The 24,333-nt window shown below is 42.6% G+C and carries 18 protein-coding genes; 2 read left to right on the forward strand and 16 right to left on the reverse strand.

Features of this window, described 5'->3' with window-relative positions; genetic code table 11:
- Positions 1-112 precede the first annotated feature (112 nt).
- From ACVBJC_RS17840 to ACVBJC_RS17855, 4 genes are all read right to left on the reverse strand, one after another.
- On the reverse strand, positions 113-985 hold the full coding sequence (locus ACVBJC_RS17840) for an ROK family protein (RefSeq protein WP_447162089.1): 873 nt from the start codon (positions 983-985) through the stop codon (positions 113-115).
- On the reverse strand, positions 982-1,737 hold the full coding sequence (locus ACVBJC_RS17845) for an N-acetylmannosamine-6-phosphate 2-epimerase (RefSeq protein WP_447162090.1): 756 nt from the start codon (positions 1,735-1,737) through the stop codon (positions 982-984). The genes ACVBJC_RS17840 and ACVBJC_RS17845 overlap by 4 nt, the downstream gene beginning before the upstream one ends.
- Before the next feature lie 23 nt (positions 1,738-1,760).
- On the reverse strand, positions 1,761-4,439 hold the full coding sequence (locus tag ACVBJC_RS17850) for a sodium:solute symporter family transporter (RefSeq protein ID WP_447162091.1): 2,679 nt from the start codon (positions 4,437-4,439) through the stop codon (positions 1,761-1,763).
- Between the two features lie 254 nt (positions 4,440-4,693).
- Positions 4,694-5,398 carry a transcriptional regulator NanR gene (locus ACVBJC_RS17855; protein ID WP_012154766.1) on the reverse strand — a complete coding sequence of 235 codons (705 nt, stop codon included), beginning with the start codon at positions 5,396-5,398 and terminating at the stop codon, positions 4,694-4,696.
- Positions 5,399-5,598: 200 nt separating this feature from the next.
- On the opposite strand from ACVBJC_RS17855, the gene ACVBJC_RS17860 reads away from it, so the two are divergent.
- On the forward strand, positions 5,599-6,411 hold the full coding sequence (locus ACVBJC_RS17860; protein WP_447162092.1) for an alpha/beta hydrolase: 813 nt from the start codon (positions 5,599-5,601) through the stop codon (positions 6,409-6,411).
- A 90-nt stretch (positions 6,412-6,501) separates the two neighbouring features.
- On the opposite strand, the gene ACVBJC_RS17865 is transcribed toward ACVBJC_RS17860, so the two are convergent.
- From ACVBJC_RS17865 to ACVBJC_RS17885, 5 genes are all read right to left on the reverse strand, one after another.
- Entirely contained in the window at positions 6,502-9,351 is a 2,850-nt protein-coding gene (locus tag ACVBJC_RS17865) for an exo-alpha-sialidase (RefSeq protein ID WP_447162093.1), read from the reverse strand.
- A gap of 516 nt (positions 9,352-9,867) precedes the next feature.
- The gene (locus ACVBJC_RS17870; RefSeq protein WP_447162094.1) at positions 9,868-11,052 is read right to left on the reverse strand and encodes a cyclically-permuted mutarotase family protein; all 1,185 of its coding nucleotides are present in this window, start codon (positions 11,050-11,052) and stop codon (positions 9,868-9,870) included.
- Positions 11,053-11,169: 117 nt separating this feature from the next.
- Positions 11,170-14,064: a TonB-dependent receptor domain-containing protein gene (locus ACVBJC_RS17875; protein ID WP_447162095.1), complete on the reverse strand. Its 2,895-nt coding sequence runs from the start codon at positions 14,062-14,064 to the stop codon at positions 11,170-11,172.
- A 569-nt stretch (positions 14,065-14,633) separates the two neighbouring features.
- Entirely contained in the window at positions 14,634-15,593 is a 960-nt protein-coding gene (locus ACVBJC_RS17880) for a hypothetical protein (RefSeq protein ID WP_447162096.1), read from the reverse strand.
- 2 nt (positions 15,594-15,595) lie between these two features.
- The gene (locus ACVBJC_RS17885; RefSeq protein ID WP_447162097.1) at positions 15,596-16,411 is read right to left on the reverse strand and encodes a tetratricopeptide repeat protein; all 816 of its coding nucleotides are present in this window, start codon (positions 16,409-16,411) and stop codon (positions 15,596-15,598) included.
- A 460-nt stretch (positions 16,412-16,871) separates the two neighbouring features.
- Between ACVBJC_RS17885 and ACVBJC_RS17890 the strand changes: the two genes are divergently transcribed.
- The gene (locus ACVBJC_RS17890) at positions 16,872-17,354 is read left to right on the forward strand and encodes an acyltransferase (protein WP_447162098.1); all 483 of its coding nucleotides are present in this window, start codon (positions 16,872-16,874) and stop codon (positions 17,352-17,354) included.
- A 135-nt stretch (positions 17,355-17,489) separates the two neighbouring features.
- Here ACVBJC_RS17890 and ACVBJC_RS17895 read toward each other — a convergent pair whose 3' ends face one another.
- The 7 genes from ACVBJC_RS17895 to ACVBJC_RS17925 form a co-directional block, all read right to left on the reverse strand.
- The gene (locus tag ACVBJC_RS17895; protein ID WP_012154758.1) at positions 17,490-17,819 is read right to left on the reverse strand and encodes a YbaB/EbfC family nucleoid-associated protein; all 330 of its coding nucleotides are present in this window, start codon (positions 17,817-17,819) and stop codon (positions 17,490-17,492) included.
- A gap of 99 nt (positions 17,820-17,918) precedes the next feature.
- Complete coding sequence (gene dnaX / locus ACVBJC_RS17900) at positions 17,919-20,747, reverse strand: DNA polymerase III subunit gamma/tau (protein WP_447162099.1); 2,829 nt, start codon at positions 20,745-20,747, stop codon at positions 17,919-17,921.
- Positions 20,748-20,945: 198 nt separating this feature from the next.
- Positions 20,946-21,497, reverse strand: a complete 552-nt coding sequence (gene apt / locus ACVBJC_RS17905; RefSeq protein WP_447162100.1) for an adenine phosphoribosyltransferase — start codon at positions 21,495-21,497, stop codon at positions 20,946-20,948.
- Positions 21,498-21,752: 255 nt separating this feature from the next.
- A complete protein-coding gene (locus tag ACVBJC_RS17910; RefSeq protein ID WP_447162101.1) occupies positions 21,753-22,121 on the reverse strand; it encodes a YbaN family protein in 369 nt (122 codons plus the stop codon).
- Between the two features lie 283 nt (positions 22,122-22,404).
- Positions 22,405-23,160 (reverse strand): HvfC family RiPP maturation protein, encoded by a 756-nt coding sequence (locus ACVBJC_RS17915; protein WP_447162102.1) that lies wholly within the window; start codon positions 23,158-23,160, stop codon positions 22,405-22,407.
- Positions 23,160-24,011: an HvfB family MNIO-type RiPP peptide maturase gene (locus ACVBJC_RS17920; RefSeq protein WP_447162103.1), complete on the reverse strand. Its 852-nt coding sequence runs from the start codon at positions 24,009-24,011 to the stop codon at positions 23,160-23,162. Before ACVBJC_RS17920 ends, ACVBJC_RS17915 begins: the two co-directional genes overlap by 1 nt.
- A gap of 94 nt (positions 24,012-24,105) precedes the next feature.
- A partial coding sequence (locus ACVBJC_RS17925; protein WP_447170444.1) for an HvfA family oxazolone/thioamide-modified RiPP metallophore occupies positions 24,106-24,333 on the reverse strand: 228 nt, incomplete at its 5' end.

The raw sequence follows: 24,333 nt of genomic DNA on the forward strand, positions 1-24,333 counted from the left end.
CATCCATTAATCACAATATCAAGGTAAAACACAGGCATCCATTAATCACAATATCAAGGTAAAACACTGGCATCATTAATCACAATATCAAAAGGTAAAACACTGGCATCTATTAATCACAACCAATTACCGAACCGGCATACAAAGCTGCACCAATAAGGTCGGCATGCTCTCCAGAGACAGGGGCAACGAGTTCGACGTGGTAGATTTTAGGAAGTGCCTTTAATTTGGTTTTTATTCGCTCTTGAAATAAGTTTGTAGAGCCGACACTGCCGCCTAACACCACGATACGCGTTCCTGTTAAGGCTCTAATGTTAGCGATAAGCTCAACAATGGTATCAGTTGCCTGCTCTAGTAACTGGGCTATTTCTGGATGGGATAAATGCTCATTAAAAACGGTTTTGCAGCTAACACCTTTATTTAAAATAGTTGACGCTTGATTAGCGATAGCCGTCCCTGAAGATAGGGCCTCGACACAGTTAAACCTGCCACAATGACACTCTATTGCAGGCAAACCTGACCGACTCACTGACATATGCCCAATGTGCGCACAAAATCCATCATCAGCCATCACTAACTTGCCATTTTGAACAATGCCACCACCCACACCGGTTGAAACGGTAATGTAGGCCAAAGTATTGTCTGACCTATCAGGCCTTAAGGTATATTCAGCCCAGGCTGCAGCGGCAGCATCGTTTAACATAACAACAGGTAAACCAAAGCCTATTTCAAGTTGCTGCTTTAGCGGTAGCGAATCGTTTGCAGATAAAAAGTTAACTCGCTCTGCTCCCACAAGCCCAGTACAGGCTACCGCAATCGTAAATGCCTGCTCTGCCCAACCTTCACATAAGTTAACAAGGTAACTTGCAAGGTTAGCTAAGTCTTGATGGATAATTGAATCAACTTTCCTGAGTTCAATGACTTTAGTCCCCTTGATTAACGCAGCCGATATCTTGGTGCCGCCAACATCAATTGCGATAATCATGTAGCCAAGGCTCCTATACCGTCTTGGGCATTTTCACTTGCCAGTACACTGGTATTACCGCCCGCTTCAACGCCAGCCACAAACCACTGAGTAATGTGTTCCACACGTGTAATAGCTGATCCAACAGTAACGGAAAACGCACCAAGCTCTATGGCACATGCTGCCCGCTCAGGAGAGTTATAACGCCCTTCTGCAATTACATTCAGCCCCTGACTTACCCAGCGGCTCACCAAGTTATAATCAGGCTCAAAAGGAGGGGCTGAGTTATCGGTGTAACCAGACAATGTACTGCCAATAAAAGTGCAGCCATGTTGAGCCAGCATTAAGCCAACCTCATAATCAGCACAATCTGCCATAGCAACACAACCTGCCATGTGGATTGCCTCTAATAGCTGTAACATTGATGCAGGGCGGCTCCTGTCTGTTCCATCAAATGCAATAATACTTGCGCCAGCCTTTGCTAACGCATTGACATCATCAACATATGGCGTGATACGCACAGCGCTATCAGCTAAATCTCTTTTTATAATACCGACAATTGGCACAGGGCTTACCTTGGCCACCGCCCGTACATTCTCGACACCTTCGATTCTTAACCCTTTGGCTCCACCATTCACGGCAGCCAGCGCCATAGCCACAACGTGCTCAACCTTGTCCATCGGACCATCATCTACTGGCTGACAAGAAACAATCAAAGAGTGCTTCATCGACAATAATAATTGCTTTTCTAACTCTCTATTTACCACTGACATATCCCCTTGTTAAAGCCTGATGTTTACGATGGTTTGATGGCGACTGAGTCCATTGTGTAAAGTGTTAATCCAGTTAAGTCTTTATTCGCTGCTTTCGTGTTTTGTGTCAGTAAGCTGGCAACGTAGCCAAACACTAAACAAGACACTATTCCTATCGTGGCGTACAAGTAACCATTCGCCCATCCCAACTGCCAAGCTGAAACCATGGTTGCAACGCCAGCTAAAATTCCGACTATCGCGCCAAATGAGTTGGCTTTTTTAGTCAATGCCCCTAGTACAAATAAACCTCCTAACGCCCCCATAAACATGCCAATGACCTTAAAATACGCCTCCATTAAGGAGCGAATTTCAGGGTCAATAAAGATAAGGCCCGCTAAGGTTCCCAATACGCCCATAATGAACGTCAGCCAACGTGCGGCGCTCATATAGCCTTGTTCTGTTTTTACTAAATTAAAGGGGCGTATAAAGTCTGTCACAAGAGTCGTGGCAATGGAGTTCATGCTAGTTGACACGGTAGATTGTGCGGCGGCGAATATCCCGGCCACAATCAAGCCTGCTAGCCCCACGGGCAGCTCTGTTGCAATAAAGGTTGGGAATATTTGATCTATTTGAATTGTAGGATCTAACTTCTCAGGATGGGTTTGGTAAAACGCATACAGCCCAGTACCAATACAGAAAAACAATAGCGCTGCAGGCGCGGCAATAATGGCATTTGCCCAGATAGAACGACTGGCTTCTTTCGGGTTCTTAGTCACCATGTAACGCTGCACTACGGCTTGATCTGCCGTATAACTTGATAGATTCTGGCCAATACCACCAATTACAACGACCCAAATAGACAAGGTAGTTATGCTATCGAGGCTAAAATCAACATCCACCATGGTAAATTTATTATCCGTAAGACCAATACTAATAAACTCAGCCATACCTCCGTCTAACCCTGCAATGATGACGATAAAGCACAGCACTGCACCAATAAGTAACACTATGGTTTGTAAGGTATCAGTCCAAATCACTGCCTCAATTCCACCCATAGTGCAATAGATGAGACAAAGAACTCCCATTATCAATACGCTCTCACTCGGAGATAACGGCGTAACAGCAGACAAAGCTAATGCAGTAAGTGCCATAACAATACCCATGCGTCCTACATGGAATAGCGTAAATAAACCACTAGCAAATAATCTGACGCTCATATTGAAGCGTTTTGAAAGGTATTCGTAGGCGCTCGTTGCATCAATCTGACGGAAAAACGGCATAGCAACATAAATCGCAATAGGGGCGACAGCAATGATCATCCAGATCCCCAATAACAATAGCCAGTTGCTCTGAAAAACCACCGCGGGTAACGCAACGTAAGTTAACGAACTCAACATGGTGGCATAAATTGAGCAAGCAGCGGCCCACCAAGGAATCGATTGACCACCACGAAAATAATCATTAGTGGTTCTATTTTTGAAAACGAAGAACAAGCCAACCAAAACGACAAATACTAAATATGTCACTAGTACCGTCATGTTGATCCAACCAAAATCCTTAGCTGGTCGCTTTAATGATGCTTGCCATAATGTAGATGCAGAGCGGTTATCAAGACTAGGGCTTAGTGCATAAACATAACCGTTTGCAGTCATGGTGCTTTCAGTGATCCCGCCACTAAAATCGGCTGGAGTATTGCGATTATCATTCGCCGTTAAATATTGCGTCCAACTATTAGTTATCGCATTAAATGCTAAAGTATCGCCCTTATCGGTAAAGGCGAGTATGTGTGAATGGCCGAATGTTGCCAGGCTATTTACTTGCTGATTAAAGTCATTATTCGTCTCTGAAATGTCGCCGAGTTTTTGCCATTGATTAGCGAGAGTTTCAATGGCTGGATTAAACTTCCAAAAAGCCGTTAAGGGCAGAGGAATATGGCTTGAATTCGGCTCTTGGTTTAATAGACGATAGCCCCCTATCGCATATATTTTTTCACCACTGCCATCATTTTGAACCGCTAACTGCACACCATTTTGATAAGTGGTACTTTCACTTGGTAATGCAGGTAAAGCGCGCCAAGCGCTCTTGGCTGCGAAGCGTTCAAAATCAAATTGATTGTTTGAAAGCAAATTTTTACCTGCTGTTAACGCGCTCAAATCCAAAGCGAAAAACTGGTTATTTGCATCCATCCCCGTTAATACATACACAGTGTTTTCGACAATGACAGCTGATGGCGATTTTACGGCGACGGGGAGTGGCGGTAATAAAAAACTCTCTAATACAGAAGCGCTCTGTTGCCATACCAGTAGATTGACTCGATTCGATGCTTGCTGCGCATTAATGCCACCAATAACAAGTGTCCCCCCAGCAAAAGGAGCAGTAGCCGCATAGGCTCTATTGCCATCGTTCGCCGATAAAGAAGTCGGTACCACTGCACTATCGGCGGTAACAATATAAACAAGCTGAGATTGCTTAGCGGTTAGCAGCATGTTTTCAACGATTAATGGTTGCTCTTGAGTGAACGATTGAGTGAACGGCTCAAACTCCAACCCAGAGGAGATAATAACATGCTCACCTTGCTCACCTATGAACGCACCAGCACCTAAACGAAATGGTCCAGAGAGCTCCGTCTCGATCTTTTGCCAGCTGACAAACGTTTCAGCGACGGCAAGTAGCGGCATCATTAACATCAAACAGAATGCTAACTTTATTAGTTTGTTGGTCATATGTTTCAAATATTAGTGGTTAGCTGTATACCTGTTATACCACCATGGAAACATCAGGGCCACAAAAAACAACAATTAATTTAACACTAAAGCAACCTCGCGCTTCGATTTTCAAAAGCGCTCAAACTGCGCGCAATAAAAAAGGGCTATCGTAAGATAGCCCTTAGAATGAATAATTCATGTTTTAATTAAGCTCAAAAATAGATAAGCAGCCTTTACTGAAAAGACTGCTTGAGCATGAAAATATTTCTCTACTAATCGTAATACTTATCAAATACATATTGTATGTGTTGAGTTAACTTTTTATCCGCTCCCTCTACATCACGATTTTTAATGCATTCTAAAATATCGACATGGTCTTGATGGCTTTTAGCGTTTAACTCTTTAACGTTGGTTTTAGCCGGTCTAGCATCAATAACCCAATCAACTAGCGCTTGGTGAATGGCCAAAAAAATGGGATTACCAGGTATTGATGCTATGACATGGTGAAAATAGATATCGGTTTTTTTAAATTGGCTTTCGTTATCTATTGCTTTGCCATTTAATGCGACCGCTTTTTCTAACTCTTCAATTTGTTCACTTGTTGCAAACTCAGCCGCATGGCGCACTAAGCTCGATTCAAAGAAGCTTCTTAGCTGATCAAAATATTGCAATCCGTTAGGCTGCGATAGAAAGTCTTTTGACATTCCAGATAGCTCAGAAATAATGGTTTCAGGAGAAGGTCTACTCACACGAGTTCGTTCACCGCTGCTAATTTTAACTAAGCCTTTGCGTGCAAGTGCTGACAAGGCATCGCGAATTGAAGGCCTGCCCACTCCAAATGCCGCCATTAACTCTCTTTCAGACGGCAGCGCTTCACCTTCGGCTATTTCACCTTGGCGTATCATCTGTTCCAATTCTTCTTCAACGGTTTCTGAAAGTTTTTTTCGTTCAACAGGACGTTTAATAGTAATTGGCATTCGAAGTTCCTTTAGCACCTAACAAGTTTTATACCTATCTAGCTATCATACCAGTGGTGCTATGAATGTATACACAATTATCCCAAATAGATGCCACATCGATAGCAAAAGTAAACTTTGGGCTTACTTTCATTAAACATTGATCCTTTGGTACACCTATTATACCGTTGAGTGATTATCAACCACACCAGTTCAAGACTATGAATAAGCATCAGCTAAAAAAAGTGTATTATGGCAACGATAGTCAGCAGTTTGCCCACCTTTATACACCGAGTCATAAAGAGAAACTAACAGCTGTTGTTATCGTGATTCATGGTGGTTATTGGAAGGATAATCATACTCTTGAAACATATGCTACCAGTGCCATTGTTGATTACTTGCAAGGCTTTAATGTCGCAATATGGAACTTAGAATATCGTCGCATGGATAGTGTAGGCGACAATATCAAAGCGCCATGGCCCGCAACATTTAAGGATATTGCAGCAGGCATAGACATGCTTCAACATATTAGCCTTGAGGAGGGTTTGGACTTAAGGCGGATCCTATTAATCGGGCATTCTGCCGGCGGACATTTGGCAACTTGGGCGGCTTCTAGATCGAAGATATCTCCAAGCAGTCCCCTCTTCAGCCCACAAGCACTTGCTATTCGAAACGTTATTTCTATTAGCGGCATACTAGATTTAACCGCAGCCGATGATCTTGAACAGCCTCAGCAAATACATAGGCTAATGGGAGGCACGGTAAAAGATTTTCCTGAGCGTTACCAAGCATGCAACCCAAGCGACTTACCCGCAATGCACCTTAACCTAACATTAGTGCATGGTGAGCTCGACACTTGTGTCAAAATTGCTCAGCTCAAGCGCTATAAAGACCAAACAAGCCAAGATATAAAGCAAATTAGCATACCAAATGCAGATCATTTCTCGATGTTACCCCATAAGGGGGACTGGCAAGAGTCTCACTGGGCGGTTATCAAACAGCTTATAGCAGATGAAATCGACGCCTTAGCTTAACGGCTCGAAATGTAGACTGTTAGCCATACTTATAGCTAACAGCCTAGGTTTCTATTTCATAGCCATGGATAGCACTGTAAAACAGCCAGCTTACTGCCGCTCAAGGCTGCTCAGCTCAAAGTTTAGAAACTTCAATAGCGTGCTTCCCGTCGCCTCATAAATCACACCAATAGAGCCGTCATTTAGCCTTACCACATCAGAATAGGCACTCATGCCATAAACTAATTGATAAGGAGTGCCAAAATTAGTCCCTTCATCTGTACTGACCCAAATCCCCAAGTTATTACGATTAGGGCCTGATGTTGTACCTATGGGCGCAGTAGCAATGATAAGATCTTCAGCATTTCCCGCTCTTATCGCTGAAAATCGAGTGAGCCCAATATCAACCTTAGAAACAGCCAAGTCATGACTTGTTTGCGTCCATGTGATCCCGCCATCATGACTCAAGAAGTGATAACGAGTACCTGCTGCGCCTCCATCATTGCGAGCGGACAATAATAATGTTCCATCATTAAGCTCAACCATATCAGCTTCGGTCGGTCCAGAAACAGGCGTAAACTCACCTTTATGCCAAGTTAAGCCATTGTCGTCACTAAACACTGTCGCAACATAAAACAGGCTATTACCAGCACGCACTATGGCTGGAAAAATCATTCTGCCATTGTGTTCACCTTGAGCTGAAGTCTGCCATTGCAATTGGATCCCTTGCCCTGGACCTGGGTTTATTGAACGCCAAGTCGGATCTTTAACTTGCGAAGTAACATCGACTGCGGCGGACCATGTCAGTCCATTATCAATACTTTTTTTATAGTACAAATAGTTAGCATCACCCGGGGCGACACAGTTACCATTTTGTGCACACAAGTCTGGCCACTGCACATAAAACACATAAACCGTATTTGTCGATTTATCAACAAATGGACGGGGATCTGAATAATCAAACGCTGGATCTTGATGAATAATCTGCACAGGTAGCCAGCTACGTCCATTATCAATTGAACGTTTTAAAGAGATGTTAATCTGACCCACTTGCCCAGGATCTCCACCACTTGGACGGCCTTCAATAAACGCCAGTATTGAGCCATCTGCAGATTGGACCATGGAAGGTATTCGATAATGACTCATACCATCATCGCCTTCTTGATCTCCTTGAAAAACAATACTTTCAAAGATAGCCGGACCACTACCAAAGGTCTCAAAGTTGACATAACGGTAATTGGCAACACCATTTGTGCCAGAAGAGCCATTACCCCACACTATGACATTCTGACTGGTAGCGGAACCAGCCCAAGTTTCGATTGCAATACCGTCAAAATAAAACGTCGCTAAGCTCGTTTCAACATCGTAAATCACTTCATAGGTATGGTACTTATCCGCACCAGTCATCGGCACTAATGTATGACTACTGCCTCCCTCCAACGCTGCGACTAAGTCACCATTGCCATTGATACTTAACAAAGCTAAAAAGCGTTTATTACCATTTGCGTAGTAATCAGAAATCGCACTGCCCGACACAATTCGACTCGTGGTGGTCATTTTCCAGCCTAAGGTTGTCGCATCTCGATTAACTTGCACGCTAGGCTGTATTTCCCACTCAGCTCGGCCATTAATACCACTAGCCTGCCAAGCAGCTTGACCTTGTTCGTTGACTAAACTGCCTGCGCCAGAGTCCGCACTATCATTTGTCCAGCCAGCCAAGAGGGGATCGGTATTGAGGTTACTATCAAAAGTCGCCACCACAGTCGATAACCGAGTGAGAGCCTCAGCTTGCTCTGCCGTCAGTATATTGTCATAAATACGGGTTTCATCTATGCTGCCGCTGAAATACCATTGGCCACCATTACTATCATGGTTACGACCAATATTCATGCTATCTAACCCCGCAATGGCGCTAAGAAAGCTAGTTGCATTACCACTGAATGCTAACCGGCCATCGACATAGATTTGGGTACCGTTTGCATCCACCATAATCAGTGCTTTGTGCTCTTGATTATTATTGAATGTGGTGACGGTTTTTGAGTCATTGACAAAACTGCCGTTCTCTCGAGCATGCACCCGTAACGTGCCATCACCATTAATCAGTATTGCAAATTCACTTGAACCTTCGGCTGAATTGGAAGCACTAAAAAGAGTTGCTGTTGTCCCCGTGGCTTTAAACTTGGTAAATATGCTACCTCGGGCCAGCTGCTGTACAGATGCAAGTTCAGTATCAACCGATATAAATTGGCTTTCGCCATCAAAAGTGATCCCAGATGAGTCCCACGTTGCAATAATCTTAGCTTCTTCAGGTACTGTTTCGCTGAGCGTCTCAAAGGCGACAGTTCTATAATAAGCAATACCATTAATGTTTGATGAACCATTTCCCCATGCAAGCATATTTTGATTGCTGGCCTCACCAACCCAAGCAGGATCAATTATCACTCCATCAAAGCTGAAACTAGCAAGTTGAGTAAGTGGATCATACTCAACCACGTATTGATGATAGCTATCCGCTCCCGTTCCTGAAACTAATGTATGTTCTCCTCCCCCAACTAGGTTTACGACTAAATCTCCCGACGCACTAATACTCAATATTGGTAGAAAACGTAAAGCACCATTTGCGTAGTAATCAGTGATATAGCCGCCAGACTCAACGCGACTAGTCCAGCTCATTCGCCAACCTTTTAGACTAGCCTCATTATTAAGCTCGGTAGTTGGAAGCATATTCCATTGCGCTCTGCCGCTGCTTCCCGTTGACTTCCAACTTGCGGCATTTAAATCTTGCACTACTGTTCCCGTAGCTTGCCCCGAAAGGAAATCACTCCAACCTTGGCTCGTTGGGCTTGTTTCATGCATCGCATCAAAATTTGCGACCAATGTGTTTGCTTGCGCATATCCACTACTAAAGCCCATGGAGCATAAAGCAATAAATAGCGCTGTTAATCTAATTGTTCTCAGCATAATGTCACCTTTATAAATTAAGTGTTATCCATGACAAAGCCAGCAATAAGTGGCTGATAATCTAAAGGTTCTTTACTCAAGCTATACATCCTGAACCACTTTAACGCTACAAACAGCTTAAGTACCCATGTTCTTATCTTATTGAAGTCTTACGCGAACTCAGTGAGTCCTGTAGTAGCGACTCAAATATCTGATCCACGGTTTTACATATCAACCTGTCACACCACCAATACAAACATGTGTGCAAAAATTGGACAAGAACTTTATGGTATAATAGTATAACTAGATAATTGGTAGTGCTAGTGATAGTCGTAGGAGTTAATATTGCTGGGTACAGGAAAGCGGCTTACAAGTTACACCTTCAAATAAGGTGCAACTAGGTAAACCATTGTAGAAAGCTTTAACTAATTTAAGTGATTATTGGTTTAGCAAGTTGAGGGGATAAGCGAGTCTCAGATCCAGGCTCTGCTAATAAATATCAATGTACTAAACAAGATAATGAAATAGACGACAGTTTTATTGAACAGGTTCAATAGTGGCTTGATACACATTAGGGGTACGGATAACCGGCCTTATCTCGCCAGAGATCCAATATATTTGGTTATCTTTTTGCGATATAGCAAGGGGCCCCGCTCCCCCCGTAAAAGGCACCTCCTTACTTAAAGTTGACCAGTTATCTTTATTGAGATCATAAATAAGCTGTTGGCGGCTAAAATTAACCTCTTGCTCATTCAAACTAAAATAATATTGTTTGAACTTAGATAGCCTATCCTGTGAGCTAGTCGCCAATTGAAAAATAGCATCGTTAAACACTTGCCTGTTTACACCACCAAGTAAAATGAATTGCTCATCATTAATCACCGCAACCCCTCCACCAGCGACAGAATAGGGTTGGTCTTTAACTGTAACCGGTGTAAGTGTTCTCCAGCTTAGTGCTTCAAAGTCAAACGCATAAGCGTCGGTTAGAACATAACGTCCTTTTCCTGCCTGCATATTTGCACCACCAAATACATAAAATTGTTTGTGATACTTTATGGAAGGGAAATCGGTTCTCGCAAGCCCCGGGATTGGCGCTATCTTATCTTTATTGATGCATTTTTGCTGTTTCAAAGAAAACTGACACACAGCATTACTCACTACGCCGTTATGCTTACCAGCAAATAAAAACAGTGAATCGTCTTGCCAGGCCGCCGCGCCAGAATCCCAAGTAAAAGGCAGTTGATTAACAGCATTCACCACAGGTTGAGAATTATCATCTAGTGTCAGCTTTAGAATAGAGTCGAAGGCTTGGTCGTTATTTTTACCTCCAACAAGATACAGACTATTGCCAACAATGACAGTTGCACCATGCCCTCTTGCGGAGGGTAATTGCCCATGAGCTACTAGCTTAAATTGATTACTTGCGGTATCAAATACAAAAATATCTGAATAATACTGCTTAACCCCCTTATCAAAAAAAGGGTGGCCCTTAGGAAAATTAGCCCCACCAGCAACCACAAGGTAATCACCGACAAATGCGCTATAGGCACCAGCTATACCGATAGATTGATTAAAGCCTTTAGGAGCTGGAAGTTGCCCTGCTTTTACCCAACTCACCTTGGCCTGAACAGGTACTTTTGTTTGACTTTCCACAGCTAACACTGGCCCACAAACAAGCGCGACAAATAGCATAAGTAGGAAAAATAACTGAGTAGGCTTCAAGCGGGACTCCTTAACTTTTAAGTAAAATAAAACCTAATCAACATTGATTAGGTTTTAGGACATTACACCGACAACAAGGCATTTATTGTTATAAAAAGAGCATGCCTTTCCCAGCTATTAGAATGTCAATTTAACACCAGCAAAGATTTGACGACCAATAACATCATAAGCTTGAGGCGTAGTATTGGTACCGACTGCCGCACTCGTCGCCTGAATATCTGGCTGCTCATCAAATAAGTTATTTGAGCCAAGATAAACATTAACAGCATCATTTATTTGGTAGCTAGCTCTAAGATCAACATAGTAAACCGCATCCATAGTGTTTAGATCATCCGACAGCGTCGTTTCACCAAGCACACCCTTAGTTTCAGAGCGGTAAGTCAACTGTGCATATAAGTTAAAAGCATCAGTAATGTCATAAGAGGCATTCATCGTATAACGATACTCAGGGAATAAGGTTTTTCCTAGATTATCAATTTTACCAGTAGGAGTATCAATCTCATATTCACCGAGATAGTTAGCGATTAAATTTAAGTGTAAATCCTCAAGCGAGTAACCTATCTCAAGATCTAAACCGCTAGTTGAAATGGTATCGGCATTAATTGATGTAGAGTAAATATTTAGAATAGGCCCATCTTTAACATCCCTAATCACCTTCCCACCACAGCTTGCATCAAATTCTGATGGGTCAGCATCATAACAACGCTCAACCATAATATCGGGAGTGATTGTCGTTATTCCATTTTCAATTTCAATATCATAATAATCGAGTGAAACGTAAAGGTTATCCAGTGGTGTAACAACAAAACCTAAAGTTAATGAATCTGCAGTTTCTTCTTCTAAATCTGGTGAGCCGCTTTGTAATACAAGTGTATTATTGGTTTCAGAGCCTACCAATACATATTCACCATTTGGGTCGGTAGCCATTCGGTTTGCAATAGCCGAAATAGAACTACAGTTAACATCTCTATTCGACGTCCCTGAACTGCTCGCTCCATTACAAACATCAATCGTTGGGTTAGCAACACTGGTGGTACCGGTAGAGAATATATCGTTGATATTCGGCGCTCGAACAGAGCTAGATTGGCTACCACGAAGACGAATTACATCATTAATGGGTGCATCTAGACCGAGTCGATAAGTTGATGTGGTACCGATTGTAGAGTAGTCGCCCACACGGCCCGCTAAACTCACATTCAGCCAGTCAGCAACTGGAATATAAAGCTCACCAAAAACTTCGGCGACATCAAAACTACCGTCAATAGGTTGCACCGCGCCTTCGCGTGTAATGCCTAACTGACGAAAACTATCTGGGTTTTCAACTGCGGACTCTTTACGGTATTCAAGACCTGCAGCAAATCCCATATTATCGTGACCAACAGATAAATCTAACTCTCCAGATACAACACTGTTAATAACAAATTGTTCAACTTTACCCGTTTGACCAGTGCTAACAGCAAGATACTTCATTGCTTCATCAGAAAATCCGACAATCCCGGCTTGGCCTGCCAAACTGTCAGTAGTACCAAATGGATTCACAGGTAAACAACCGTAAATTCTAGCTATTTCATCGGCACACTGATAACCACCATTGCCATCGTCTTCAATCGTCACAGCCTGTTGCATATGAGGGATACTAAAGTCACCGCTATTTTGCTGTTGTTGCGAAGTGATGCCATAAGTAGCACTCGTTTTCCAGTCCAAATCATTATCAAAATAATAGTTATAGCTACCTGCAATACGGAAAGTCTCACGGTGATTTTCAGTTGTTCGATTACCAAACTCATAGGTACGTCTATTCGTCGATACACCATCAAGAGAAGTATTATCACCCATGACAGCAAGAAGCTGCTGTCCAGCACTACTGCCTACGAAGAAGGGACTCGTTGCTACATCGATACCTGTAGTACCACCATCTCCTTTTCTAAAGATATTGTTTACAACGTCAATTGGCGCTTCTTCTAAATCAACACTGGCTTTTGTCTGTGAGTAGTTTAGCTCTACTTTTAAATCTGAATTTTCAGATACATCGAAACTCATCCCGGAAGCGACATTGAAGCGTTGGAACGGGGTAACTAAAGTACGATTAGCATGTTGATTATCCCAGTCAGATTCGCCCATAGGTTGGAAATTGCCGTCAAGCAAAGGCTGATTGGTATTAAATGGGTCCCCATTACCAAATATTTTTAGATCACCATAACCGAGTGATGCTCCATCAACATGACCAGGGCCATCTCGTCTAGCTATAGAGTCCCTGATGCCATCACCATTGGTATCAAGAAATCTCATTTCATATCTGGAAAAGTCTCTTTCTGACGAGTTTAAAGCCTCTTGATTGGAGTAGCCTACAGAAACCCATGCATTTCCTTCATCAAAGTTCTGACCATAGGTAAAGTCAATGTTCTGTCTCTCTGCTCCCCCTTCAGAAGAATCGGCCGCAAAAGCATTGATTTCCAAACCTTCGTAATTCTGTTTAGTGATAATATTAATAACACCAGCAATGGCATCAGAGCCGTAAATAGCAGATTGCCCGCCAGTTAGTACATCTACGCGCTCAATAATCGCTGGCGGGATCGAGTTTAAATCAACACCATAACCTGTATTTGCAGAAACTCCTGAGACATAACGACGACCATTCACTAATACTAAGGTTCGAGCAGTGCCTAAGTTACGAAGTGAAGTAGTCGAAACACCAACGTTACTACCTGCGCCACCAAGAGAAACATTATCACTTGAACCATTAATCGATGCAGTCACGGAAGGGACTTTATTTAATACATCACCAAGAGATATTGCCGCCACTCCTTCAATGCTGTCTCTTCCTATTTCAGTAATCGGCGATGATGATGAAGCGTTAGCGGAACCGTTAAAAATGTTTGAACCCGTTACAGCAATTCGTTCAACGTTGTTACTTTCTTGCTCCGCGTCATTTGCTATAGCTGCAGAACTAAATAATCCAGCAATACATAATGACAGTGCGCTGCGGCAAAACATCCTTTGATTGGTATTCATAACTTCCCTCTCTGAGTTTTATAGTTTTAATTCAATGTGCAACTGTTTCTGATGTAACTAACCTTTGAATCGATAAATTCTAGTGCAACTAATCTCTAGCTATCCCAACATTATGCAGTCAACCTATCATACCAGTATACACGTAGCAACATTAACAACATAAAAACAAACAAGATGATTACCAATGCGCAACATCGCAGAGTGATGCTACGCTAAAAAAGAGCGCTAAACAAAAAACCAAATATACTTACAAACTAAACATTTTCAATTAGTTATTTGGCTTTGAATATATAAAGCAGATATTTGAACCATAGGCGAAATGCATAGGAAGCATTTTCATGAACTGAATTGATTAAAAGCAGATTTAAAATAAAAGTAGCGGTTCTAACAGATAAATTAAACTGTGTGAGGTAGCTGATATCGCTAATAAGCGCTTATCCATCAGGAAACCATCAAGACTTGAATCACAAGTCTGATACGCTGATGAAACAGTTTTGAAGGGCCAATAATAACTTAGGAAAAAGTGAAAAGTGCAGACTAAATAAATACCCTAAGGATCTTAAGTGCGACTATTTAAGCTCGATGGCTTTTACCTTAAAAGCAATAACCGATGACTCTCCCAGTGCAACAGCTTTCATACTAGGATGAATAATCTTCCAATAAGCTCTATCCTCCAAGCAGACAGTCCCTGAGAAGTGTTCGATGTTAACGCCGCCCTTACAGTTTTTCCCCCAATAATCTTGGTTTTTATCAGAAAAAGTAATGTCTAGCTCTGCAGGCTTGGCGTTGATAACATGCAATAAATTACAGCCACCAGCAACCAGTGCAAAGCTCAAGACTATATTACCCACTAATATGCCAAACACTTGTTTAGTCGTGCTCTGGCCGACTTGCTCTGCACGCTCTCTGCCTTTCTGCGACAAGGCCTTAAGCAGCAATATGGGCAGCGTAAGAGCATAAATCACGCCCCCAGCAATGTAGGCTGAATTAAAAATATCATCATGCCAAATCACATCAGATAAAAAGATGAAAGACAATAAGCCCAGACAAGCTGCTGTGATATAGGCGCCCCCCAAATACTTGAGCAACAAACTAAATCGGGAACTTTTAGGAAAGTAGTGTTCAACAAACTTGCCCTCACTCTCACTCAAGAGCCGCTGCAGATGCAACTCAAGCTCGCTAAAACTGACAAAGCCAAACTCCTTTTGACGCTCAAGCCCACCTTTATTGCTCGTATAATACAGGGCTAATAAACCTTCGTCTTTACTCAAAAAATCATAAGTGAAGGTGATCTCACTGCCTTTGACCCCAGCTTGAACAATCAGCATTGGCATGGTCAGCGCTTCAGTTGAATTATCGCCTTTAACTTGCTCACCCTTGGCTACAGCGCCTTCAGATACACTCTCATCAAAGATAGCAGTGTCTCGTATCTCTTTGAGTCGGTGCTTTAATGTGGTACGGCTTGCCACCGCGCCCATCTGCTGTGTTTGACCACTGGCGCACTCCAGTGACATCGAATGTATCTTCATGACTAAAATACCTGCTCTAAGAGTGCACTAATCTGGTTATTGTTCTCTGAGTCCCAGCGATGCTTAGTATTGCTGTTTCTATAGGTTTGGTCAGCAATGGCTTTTTCTTGCGCTGTCAAATGATCTGCGGCTTGTTTAACTAGGCTGCGAGCCTGAGAAAAATCATTACCTCTAGCGTAACGTGCCCAAAGGTAAGCTTGGCTGAAATCGCCTAGGTTATAGTAATAGACAGCCAAATTATGCTGCGCTGCAGGAAAAGAATGTGCTGCGGACTTTTCTATCCAGAATAATGACTTTATCTGGTTTTGAGGCACGTAATGTCCAAAGTGATACAACAAGCTCAAATAATATTGAGCAAAAGCATTATCGCTATTTTTGCTAAACCAATGATACGCCTGCTGGTAATTGTTAGCTGTAGTCAAATCGTAAAAATAAAGTGTAGCGAGTGATAACTGACTACCGACATCACCTAACTGTGCTGAAGGCGTAAAAAATGCCCTCGCTTCGGGATAGCGCTTATTCTTAAATAGAATAAAACCCAGATCTCGAGCCTCTTCAGCTGGGATACGTTCGCTGTATTTTTCGATACCACTTAAGTTAATAGGCGGCGCGCCAAACAGCGCATTAAAGATGACAATAACGATGAAGATGACTAAGGAAAACCCCAGTCCTTTTAGCTTTTGTTTCACTCTGTCTTTCCAAGTCGAAAAGTGCGTCAAGGCCAACGCATCGAAGGGCAGTTTATCGGCAAGAGTCTGCCATATTGCTATTGAGCCCGCAAGACTAAAGCCAAATGCAGTACCAAGAACAAAGAACAATAAAAAACGAAAAGCCAGTGATATTGACTAAAATAATAAGCATTACCAGTTAAAGCCTGACACCTCAGAGCGAAAAGCCAGTTTAATCATTAAAATCATATGCATATTCCTTGTATACTAATATTTATCCATTTAGTGCTTAACCGCCGAGGTAAAGTCAAAGCCATTGTAGATCAAAGTCTGCAGAATAACTCCTTGCCACTCACTGAAGGTTCATGTAAAAAACACTCCTTTTTTGCAGTATCCAAGCTGCTGACACCCATATCGTCCATATCAATGCAACTCATATAACTAATGCCTAGTAGACACGTCTGTTAATCATTGCTTCATGATTATCACGAGCTGCTCTCGCTCATCTAGTGTAAGTATTCGGAAAATAAGTATGTGTAAAAAAATGAGTCTTCGTCGAAAGCTGAAAGCACTCTCTATTAAGCTTTTCTGTAAAAGAAAGAAGATTACAATGAATGGTACGCCATCTTTCAGTGGTGGATGGCCCAATATTCACAATAAAGGCGCTATGCACCTTGGTAGACAATGCTGCTTTCGGTCTTTTCGCTTACATCAAAATATTACAGTACAAGCAGGAGCTTTTTTAGAAATAGGCGATGGTTCATTTTTTAATGACGGGGTCAATATTTGCGCGACTCAATCTATTAAAATAGGTCATCACACCAAGATAGGCGATATGACATATATTTTTGATACTGATTTCCATCAATTAACGCCTGACAGAGAGATAAAGAAAGGCCCTGTTATCATTGGAAATAATGTATGGGTAGGTGCAAATTCGATGATCCTAGCAGGCTCTTCTATTGGCGACAACTCAGTCATAGCTGCAGGTTCGATAGTGGTTGATAAAATACCACCAAATTGCTTAGCGGCTGGTACACCGGCAAAAGTGATAAAATCACTGAATATTCCTGATGGTTGGTTGAGACAGTAAGGTCCAGACACAAAAAAGCTCAAGCAAATTGCTTGAGCTTTTTTTGTTTTTAATCGCTGGGATTTGGCTACTAACTATTCGTTGGCCGCCTCCAATCCAATGGCGTAAATACACCATTAAAACAGCAACTTAAAACTAGAACGGCATCTTCATGCCTGGTGGTAGTTGCATACCGCCGGTCACTTCAGCCATTTTCTCTTTTTGATTCTCTTCTACACGGCGCGCAGCATCATTACAAGCGGCTGCGATAAGATCTTCTAGCATCTCTTTGTCGTCTTCAAGCAGGCTTGCGTCGATATCAACTTTACGTACGCTGTGAGAACCTGTCATAGTGACTTTAACTAGGCCTGCACCAGCTTCACCAGTGACTTCCATACGTGCGATCTCTTCTTGCACTTTAGCCATTTTATCTTGCATCATCTGGGCTTGCTTCATCAAGTTGCCCATACCGCCTTTTCCAAACATACTCTAATTCTCTTCTATTATTTATCACAACAAATAAAGTGGGCTAATTTTACTAAAAAAACAGTGATTAGCAATGAAAGCTGAAATTCAATTGTAAAATTATGACTCAGTTAACCGCTTAAAGTTCGCAATATTGATCAACTCAATCAGTTTCCCCTTCTGAACCAGCAACTCTGGTTCATAGGTTAACGAGTCAGCCGTCATCTGTGCGCCCATATTTTGCGTAAGCCAACGCACGTTATCATCGGTCATTAAATCATGATGCGCTTGGATTAAAATTTCTTTATGAAAGCGTCTTCTCACCTCAAGCGGGGTTTCTCTATCATTGTCCACCCCTACCGACACACTGATACTACACGGCTCACCTAAGGCATTTGTCATCGCCTCTTCAAGCTGTTTAATCGCGATGTCAGCGCCTAAATGCTTCTGATCTGGCTTAAGCAGTAATGATAACGGCTGTTCAAACTGATGACACACAGAGTTGACTGCTAGCTGCCGCACTCGGCCGCCAACTTCAAGCTCTGACATAAACCGATACCATTTCAAATCGACCACATTGCCCGTTAGCTCACCACTGGGTAATGTTGGTAAGTTTAGCTCAGCATCCTGAACAGGAGATGAATCAAGTGCCGTTTGTATCGCGCTCACCTCTTCTCGCTTAGCGACAACCTCTTGAGTTTGACCTTCATCCGTTGTCTTTATCTCACTGTCAGCTTGGGCTATTGCATTTGGCTCATCAAATCGCGCGCAAGTGTCTTGCTCATGTGGCTCTTCCCATGGCGGCCGGTCAATCACCTCTGATTTGGCCTCTGTGCCAGCTAAATTCTGGCCTTCACTTGATTCTGGGCTCTGCTGCGAGCTGATTTCGCTCTCCTTAACAGCAGGCTGCTTTCTTACTGGAGGCGTAAAAGGTTTACGACCTTCTAAGGACTTTTTTGAGGATTCCTCCTTAGGTTCATCCTCTCCTAGTCCCTCAAGTAATGTCGCTCGGGCTGCTAAGACCGCATCCAAGATATCATCACTTCCCGTAGGATCAGCACTTCCAGCATTTTGCTCTGGTAATGTTGGTGATTGGGCTAACTGCGCTTCACTGGTGTGACTTTCAAACTGATTTGCATTCTGGCTAGTTAGTTCTGTTTGATAACTTGATGAGGCATGCTCAAAACCATAATCGTTATCTTCGCCATCCTCACTGTGACCATAAGCGCCTGCATAATCAGCATATGAGGCGAGATCATCGTCAGCTTGTTCTACATCACCCTGTTCAGAGGCATGTTGAACAGCATCATCAGGTAGCCTAGTTTGTGCAACTTGAGCTTGATGTGAACCACTTTGCGCCACATTGTCTTGTGCATTTGCCTGACTGTCTGAATGAGTATCTGAATGACTGCTTGATGGAGTCTTTAATTGAGGATCAGGTTGAATGCTTGACTGCTCGCCAGGCAGTACTTGCTCTGTAGCATCTTTAAAGCCCTGCCCTTCAGCCTGGCTCATGATGACTGCCATTTCACTATTTAAGCTATCAAGCTGCTCATCCTGCATGTCAGCAACTGCATGTTTAGCCGTTGACGCTTGTGAGCTCTGGTCAGCGGGTTCTTGATGCTCATTGTTCGTTTGAGCTGTAGATACATCCGCAGCAGGAACACCATCTACTTTAACTGGAGCGACTTCACTGTCGGTAACTCTACCGGCAGCGCTATTTTCAGGCTCTGGCGCATGCTGAGTTACAGCTTGATGAGTCGTATCTGTCGTAACGGCAGGCTTATTGGTAACTTGCACAGATGATGTGTTTACCTCTGGCAATGCAATATCAGACTTAGTCGCTACGGCCCAGCGAGTCACAGGCTTTTCGGGTACGAAAGTGACGGCACGAAGTAACGCCATCTCGAGTCCGGACTTAGGATCTGGCGCATGGGGCAAGTCTTTACGACCCGTTAATAACAACTGGTAATATAGTTGAACTTGTTCTGCGGATAATTGCTGAGCAAACGCACTGATTTGCTCACTATATAAAGACATTTGCGCAGCTGCTGGTGCAAACTGTGTCAATGTAATTTGGTGCAGAAGCTCTAGTAAGCTGCGAAGTACCTCTTCAGGGTCAGCGCCAAATGACAACACTTTGGCCGTCACTTGCATCAAATCCATAATATCGGCTTTAGCCAATGCTTCTAGCAAGGCTAGAACATGCTTTTCGTCGATACTACCGAGCATCGTTTGCACTTGCTCAAGCTTTACTTGGCCTGCGCCAAATGCAATCGCTTGATCCGTCAGGCTTAATGCATCACGCATACTGCCATTAGCCGCTTTAGCGAGCAGAGTTAATGCTGCATCTTCAAAACTTAATTGCTCTTGGGTCAATATATGCTTTAGCTGAGTGGCTATTTCATCTTGAGTCAAACTCTTCAAGTTAAATTGCAAGCAACGAGAAAGCACTGTCACTGGTAAGCGCTGAGGATCCGTTGTCGCTAATAGGAATTTTACATGCTCTGGGGGCTCTTCAAGAGTTTTTAGCAGTGCATTAAAACTGCTACGCGATAACATGTGTACTTCATCAATAAGGTACACTTTATAGCGACCACGACTCGGCCTGTACTGCACGTTATCTAGCAACTCTCGGGTATCATCAACTTTAGTTCTTGATGCCGCATCGACCTCTATCAAGTCTACAAAACGCCCTTCGGCAATTTCAACACAAGCGGAACACTTACCGCAGGGTGTTGCGGTTACGCCTTGCTCACAATTTAAGCCTTTAGCAAAAAGACGTGCAAGACTGGTTTTACCGACACCGCGTGTACCGGAAAACAGATAGGCATGATGTAATCTTTGCTGAGTGAGCGCATTAGTTAAGGCATGCAAAACATGCGACTGACCAACCATTTGCTCGAATGTGGCAGGGCGCCATTTTCTGGCCAACACCTGATATGACATGGAACTCCCCAACGTGTCATGAATACGGTTTCGGGAGCACGCTCCTCGACATCGTTGAACAATAGCATGCAACGCTTTTACATGCTATCTCAAGCGACTGAGGAGCGATTTTGCGGTGATAAATTCACCTTTTAAGATAAAGAATAAACAACGTTGTCTATTCTTTAAAACCATCATTTATCACTGAGATAGAATGGTTTATTCGCCTTCAAACTCACAAAGGCTTACTAGATTAAGATCCATTGCCTTTAGGCGCTCTTCACCACCTAGATCAGGTAATGAAATAACAAAAGCAGCATCATTAACCGAGCCACCTAAGTTGCGGATCAGTTTCACTGTCGCTTCAATTGTACCGCCTGTAGCAAGTAGGTCATCAATAACCAATACTTTATCGTCAGCAGTAATGGCATCTACATGGATCTCTAACACGTCATGACCGTATTCAAGCTCGTAGCTTTCTGAAATCGTTTCTCTTGGTAATTTACCAGGCTTACGTACAGGGACAAAACCAATACCTAATTCTAGAGCCAAAGGTGCGCCAAATAAGAAGCCGCGCGCTTCGGTACCGACAACCTTAGTAAAACCTTGATCTTTATAGTGCTCCACTAAAAGTCCAATGGTGAGTTTATAGGCTTGTGGATCTTCTAATAAGCTAGTCACATCTCTAAACAGGATCCCTTCTTTAGGGTAGTTAGGGATGGTTTTAATGCTGTTCTTTATTAGTGCCAAGCTGTCAGTATTCATTACCATAATTCTTTACTTAATCTACTTTAGTTTGCAGACATCCCCAGTCCCAATTGGAATAAACCGGTATCGATGTCATCGAAGTGTAAAAATCGGCATCAAGCTTAAGCCGCTTTATAGCGAGTTGCAACCTACTAACGCCAGAAGTGTAATCTCAATCTAGGCAATTTTGCCATTCAATTGTCCTGAAGGAGAAATACCTCTGCAAGAGAGCGATAATAGCGCTTAAATTTCAAGATGATGAGCCAACACAGTGCACTATCACCCGTCAATTTCAGGGATGCTTCTCAGGTAAATAATTAACCCGGCTCCGAGGCAAGCCAGCATCACTTTCACCCAAATTAGCGGTACGATAACAATGCTAGTAACAAAACTGAGGCTGCTGACTAGGTATGCCTTTTTCTTTAAGCTTTTACGAATAGCACCTTGAGCCTGCCAATTTTTAAGTGCATCGGCAAACCAAGGGTGACTCATTAGCCACTGATATAGTCTGTCGCTTGAACGCGCAAAACAATAAGCAGCCAACAAAATAAACGGCACTGTTGGCAATAAAGGTAGCAATATACCTAATAGCCCTAAGACTAGACTACAAAGTCCGATAATCAGAAAAAAGCCACGTTTTAACGCCATTAACCTACCCTAAAAAACCAAAAAGCCACTCGACTTGAGTGGCTAGTATACCTGAGCTTGGCTTAAAGGCGGATTAATTTAAGCCCAAGACCATTAACCAAGATAGGGTAGCCGGTAATGTTGGGATCAACAGTACAAGAATAAAAATAATGAAATAAAAAATATTGAATGGGTCTTTAAACGGCTGACTCATGACTTCCTCTACTTATTATTGCTGACGATATTTATTGATCTAGATCAATTTTCAAAATCATTATAGATGTGGATCACACTAATAGAAAGCCTATTTACCAATAAATTGTTTAATAATACCTTTCTGACTCAGATCTGTGAGTAGCTGTAAACACCCAGCCTTTAAGGCATCAGCGTCGATATGAGTGAATGTTTGTACGAGCCAATCCACCAGTTCAGTGTAACCAAGATTAGTATGTTGCGACATATAAGCAAGCACTTGTGCAGTTAACGGATTTAATTGTAAAAAACAGATCTCTTCATCGAGATCTCGATAGATACAGAAAAACTGCGGTGCTTTACTTGGAGATTTGGGGCGATAGTCAGGACTAATATGTTGTACATCATATGCATACTGCGCAATTTTCGCCGTAGATGACACACTAAGATTGATGGCTTCTAAATTTTGTTCAATGAGGTTAATCAGCTTATGCTCGTGATTATCTTGAGCGACTGCGACCACTAATTCTAACCACTCGTAATGGGCCAACTCCAACATAAACGGCGGATCGATTTTTGTCGTTTTGTATTCCGTTTGCAGGAATAACAAAAACTCTTGAGCTATCTCAATAAAAATGGGGCTATGACAGTCGTGAGTAACAAAAAAGTTTTGCACTATAGCTAACCAATCTTCTTCTTTATAAAGGCTTTTTAGTACTGGAAATGCATTTGACACAAAGCCATCAACATTATTAAAAAATAACTCTCGATATATTTTCATTCGACGAACTTCAATACCGTTAGGAAGCGGCTGAGACGGATCTTTAATGTAATCCATGAAGTTTTTCTGTACGTCGAGAAAGCTCATTAAGCGCTCCTTTTTAAGCTGGCAATATGCCGATTTTGATAATCATGAATTTGATTAATCTCGAGTAACAGCTCATTGGTTTGTGGAATATTAAAATCTCGTTCGAGTAGGGTTGGGTAAACTCCATGACACTCATGGCAGGCATCAAGTAACTTCCACACCGGATCGACAATATCCGCGCCATGAGTGTCTACAATAAGATCTTCAGCCTCTTCATAGTGCCCTGCAATATGTAGATAGGCTATTCGTTCGGTAGGCATGGCTTTTAAAAATTCAACAGCGTCATAACGATGGTTGATAGAGTTAACGTAAATATTATTGACGTCGAGTAGCATTTTACAATCAGCCTCTTGCATAACAGCTAAGACAAATTCAGCCTCAGACATTTCAGCGCCAGGAGCAGCATAAAAAGAAACATTTTCCAATATTAAAGGTCTTTCAATAATGTCCTCTACTTGCTTAACCCTTTTAGCCACATGCATAACGGCTTCAGACGTAAATGGGATAGGCATTAAGTCATACATATGGCCGCTGCCGGAGCAATAGCTTAAGTGTTCTGAGTAGGTCTTGATTTGATGTAAATCTAAAAAGTCTTTGACGTTTTTAACAAACTGCAGATCTAATGGCGCCGGACTGCCGATAGAAAGTGATAAACCGTGGCAGTAAAACTCATGTCTTTCGGTAAGTTCTCTAAATTGACGGCCAAACTTGCCCCCTAGAGTCATCCAGTTTTCTGGTGCGACCTCAAAAAAATTGATTTCACTTGGCACTCCTTGACAAAACTCGTCCAACATTTCTCGTCTAAGGCCTAAGCCAACTTGCCCCTTATTCACCTCATTGCTATTTGTCATACTGCGCGCCTACTATAGGTTTTCATTAACAAATAGGGCCAGCAACTGCTGACCCGGAATTATTTATATCTATGGTGTATATGCCGATTGCAGATTACTTATCCCCGCCGCACTTGCCTTCTTTGGCTTTTTTGTCAGCGCCGCACTTACCTTCTTTGGCTTTCATTTTGTCGCCGCCACATTTACCTTCACCGCACTTGCCTTCTTTGGCTTTCATTTTGTCAGCGCCACACTTACCTTCACCACACTTGCCTTCTTTGGCTTTCATTTTGTCAGCGCCACACTTACCTTCACCACACTTGCCTTCTTTGGCTTTCATTTT

This window comes from Shewanella sp. 0m-6 (assembly GCF_052977325.1).

What these genes read in the sequence shown, in the direction of transcription:
- ACVBJC_RS17840 (WP_447162089.1), bottom strand. Translation starts at nt 985, where the DNA reads ATGATTATCGCAATTGATGTTGGCGGCACCAAGATATCGGCTGCGTTA.
- ACVBJC_RS17845 (WP_447162090.1), bottom strand. Translation starts at nt 1,737, where the DNA reads ATGTCAGTGGTAAATAGAGAGTTAGAAAAGCAATTATTATTGTCGATG.
- ACVBJC_RS17850 (WP_447162091.1), bottom strand. Translation starts at nt 4,439, where the DNA reads ATGACCAACAAACTAATAAAGTTAGCATTCTGTTTGATGTTAATGATG.
- ACVBJC_RS17855 (WP_012154766.1), bottom strand. Translation starts at nt 5,398, where the DNA reads ATGCCAATTACTATTAAACGTCCTGTTGAACGAAAAAAACTTTCAGAA.
- ACVBJC_RS17860 (WP_447162092.1), top strand. Translation starts at nt 5,599, where the DNA reads ATGAATAAGCATCAGCTAAAAAAAGTGTATTATGGCAACGATAGTCAG.
- ACVBJC_RS17865 (WP_447162093.1), bottom strand. Translation starts at nt 9,351, where the DNA reads ATGCTGAGAACAATTAGATTAACAGCGCTATTTATTGCTTTATGCTCC.
- ACVBJC_RS17875 (WP_447162095.1), bottom strand. Translation starts at nt 14,064, where the DNA reads ATGAATACCAATCAAAGGATGTTTTGCCGCAGCGCACTGTCATTATGT.
- ACVBJC_RS17880 (WP_447162096.1), bottom strand. Translation starts at nt 15,593, where the DNA reads ATGAAGATACATTCGATGTCACTGGAGTGCGCCAGTGGTCAAACACAG.
- ACVBJC_RS17890 (WP_447162098.1), top strand. Translation starts at nt 16,872, where the DNA reads ATGAATGGTACGCCATCTTTCAGTGGTGGATGGCCCAATATTCACAAT.
- ACVBJC_RS17895 (WP_012154758.1), bottom strand. Translation starts at nt 17,819, where the DNA reads ATGTTTGGAAAAGGCGGTATGGGCAACTTGATGAAGCAAGCCCAGATG.
- dnaX (WP_447162099.1), bottom strand. Translation starts at nt 20,747, where the DNA reads ATGTCATATCAGGTGTTGGCCAGAAAATGGCGCCCTGCCACATTCGAG.
- apt (WP_447162100.1), bottom strand. Translation starts at nt 21,497, where the DNA reads ATGGTAATGAATACTGACAGCTTGGCACTAATAAAGAACAGCATTAAA.
- ACVBJC_RS17910 (WP_447162101.1), bottom strand. Translation starts at nt 22,121, where the DNA reads ATGGCGTTAAAACGTGGCTTTTTTCTGATTATCGGACTTTGTAGTCTA.
- ACVBJC_RS17915 (WP_447162102.1), bottom strand. Translation starts at nt 23,160, where the DNA reads ATGAGCTTTCTCGACGTACAGAAAAACTTCATGGATTACATTAAAGAT.
- ACVBJC_RS17920 (WP_447162103.1), bottom strand. Translation starts at nt 24,011, where the DNA reads ATGACAAATAGCAATGAGGTGAATAAGGGGCAAGTTGGCTTAGGCCTT.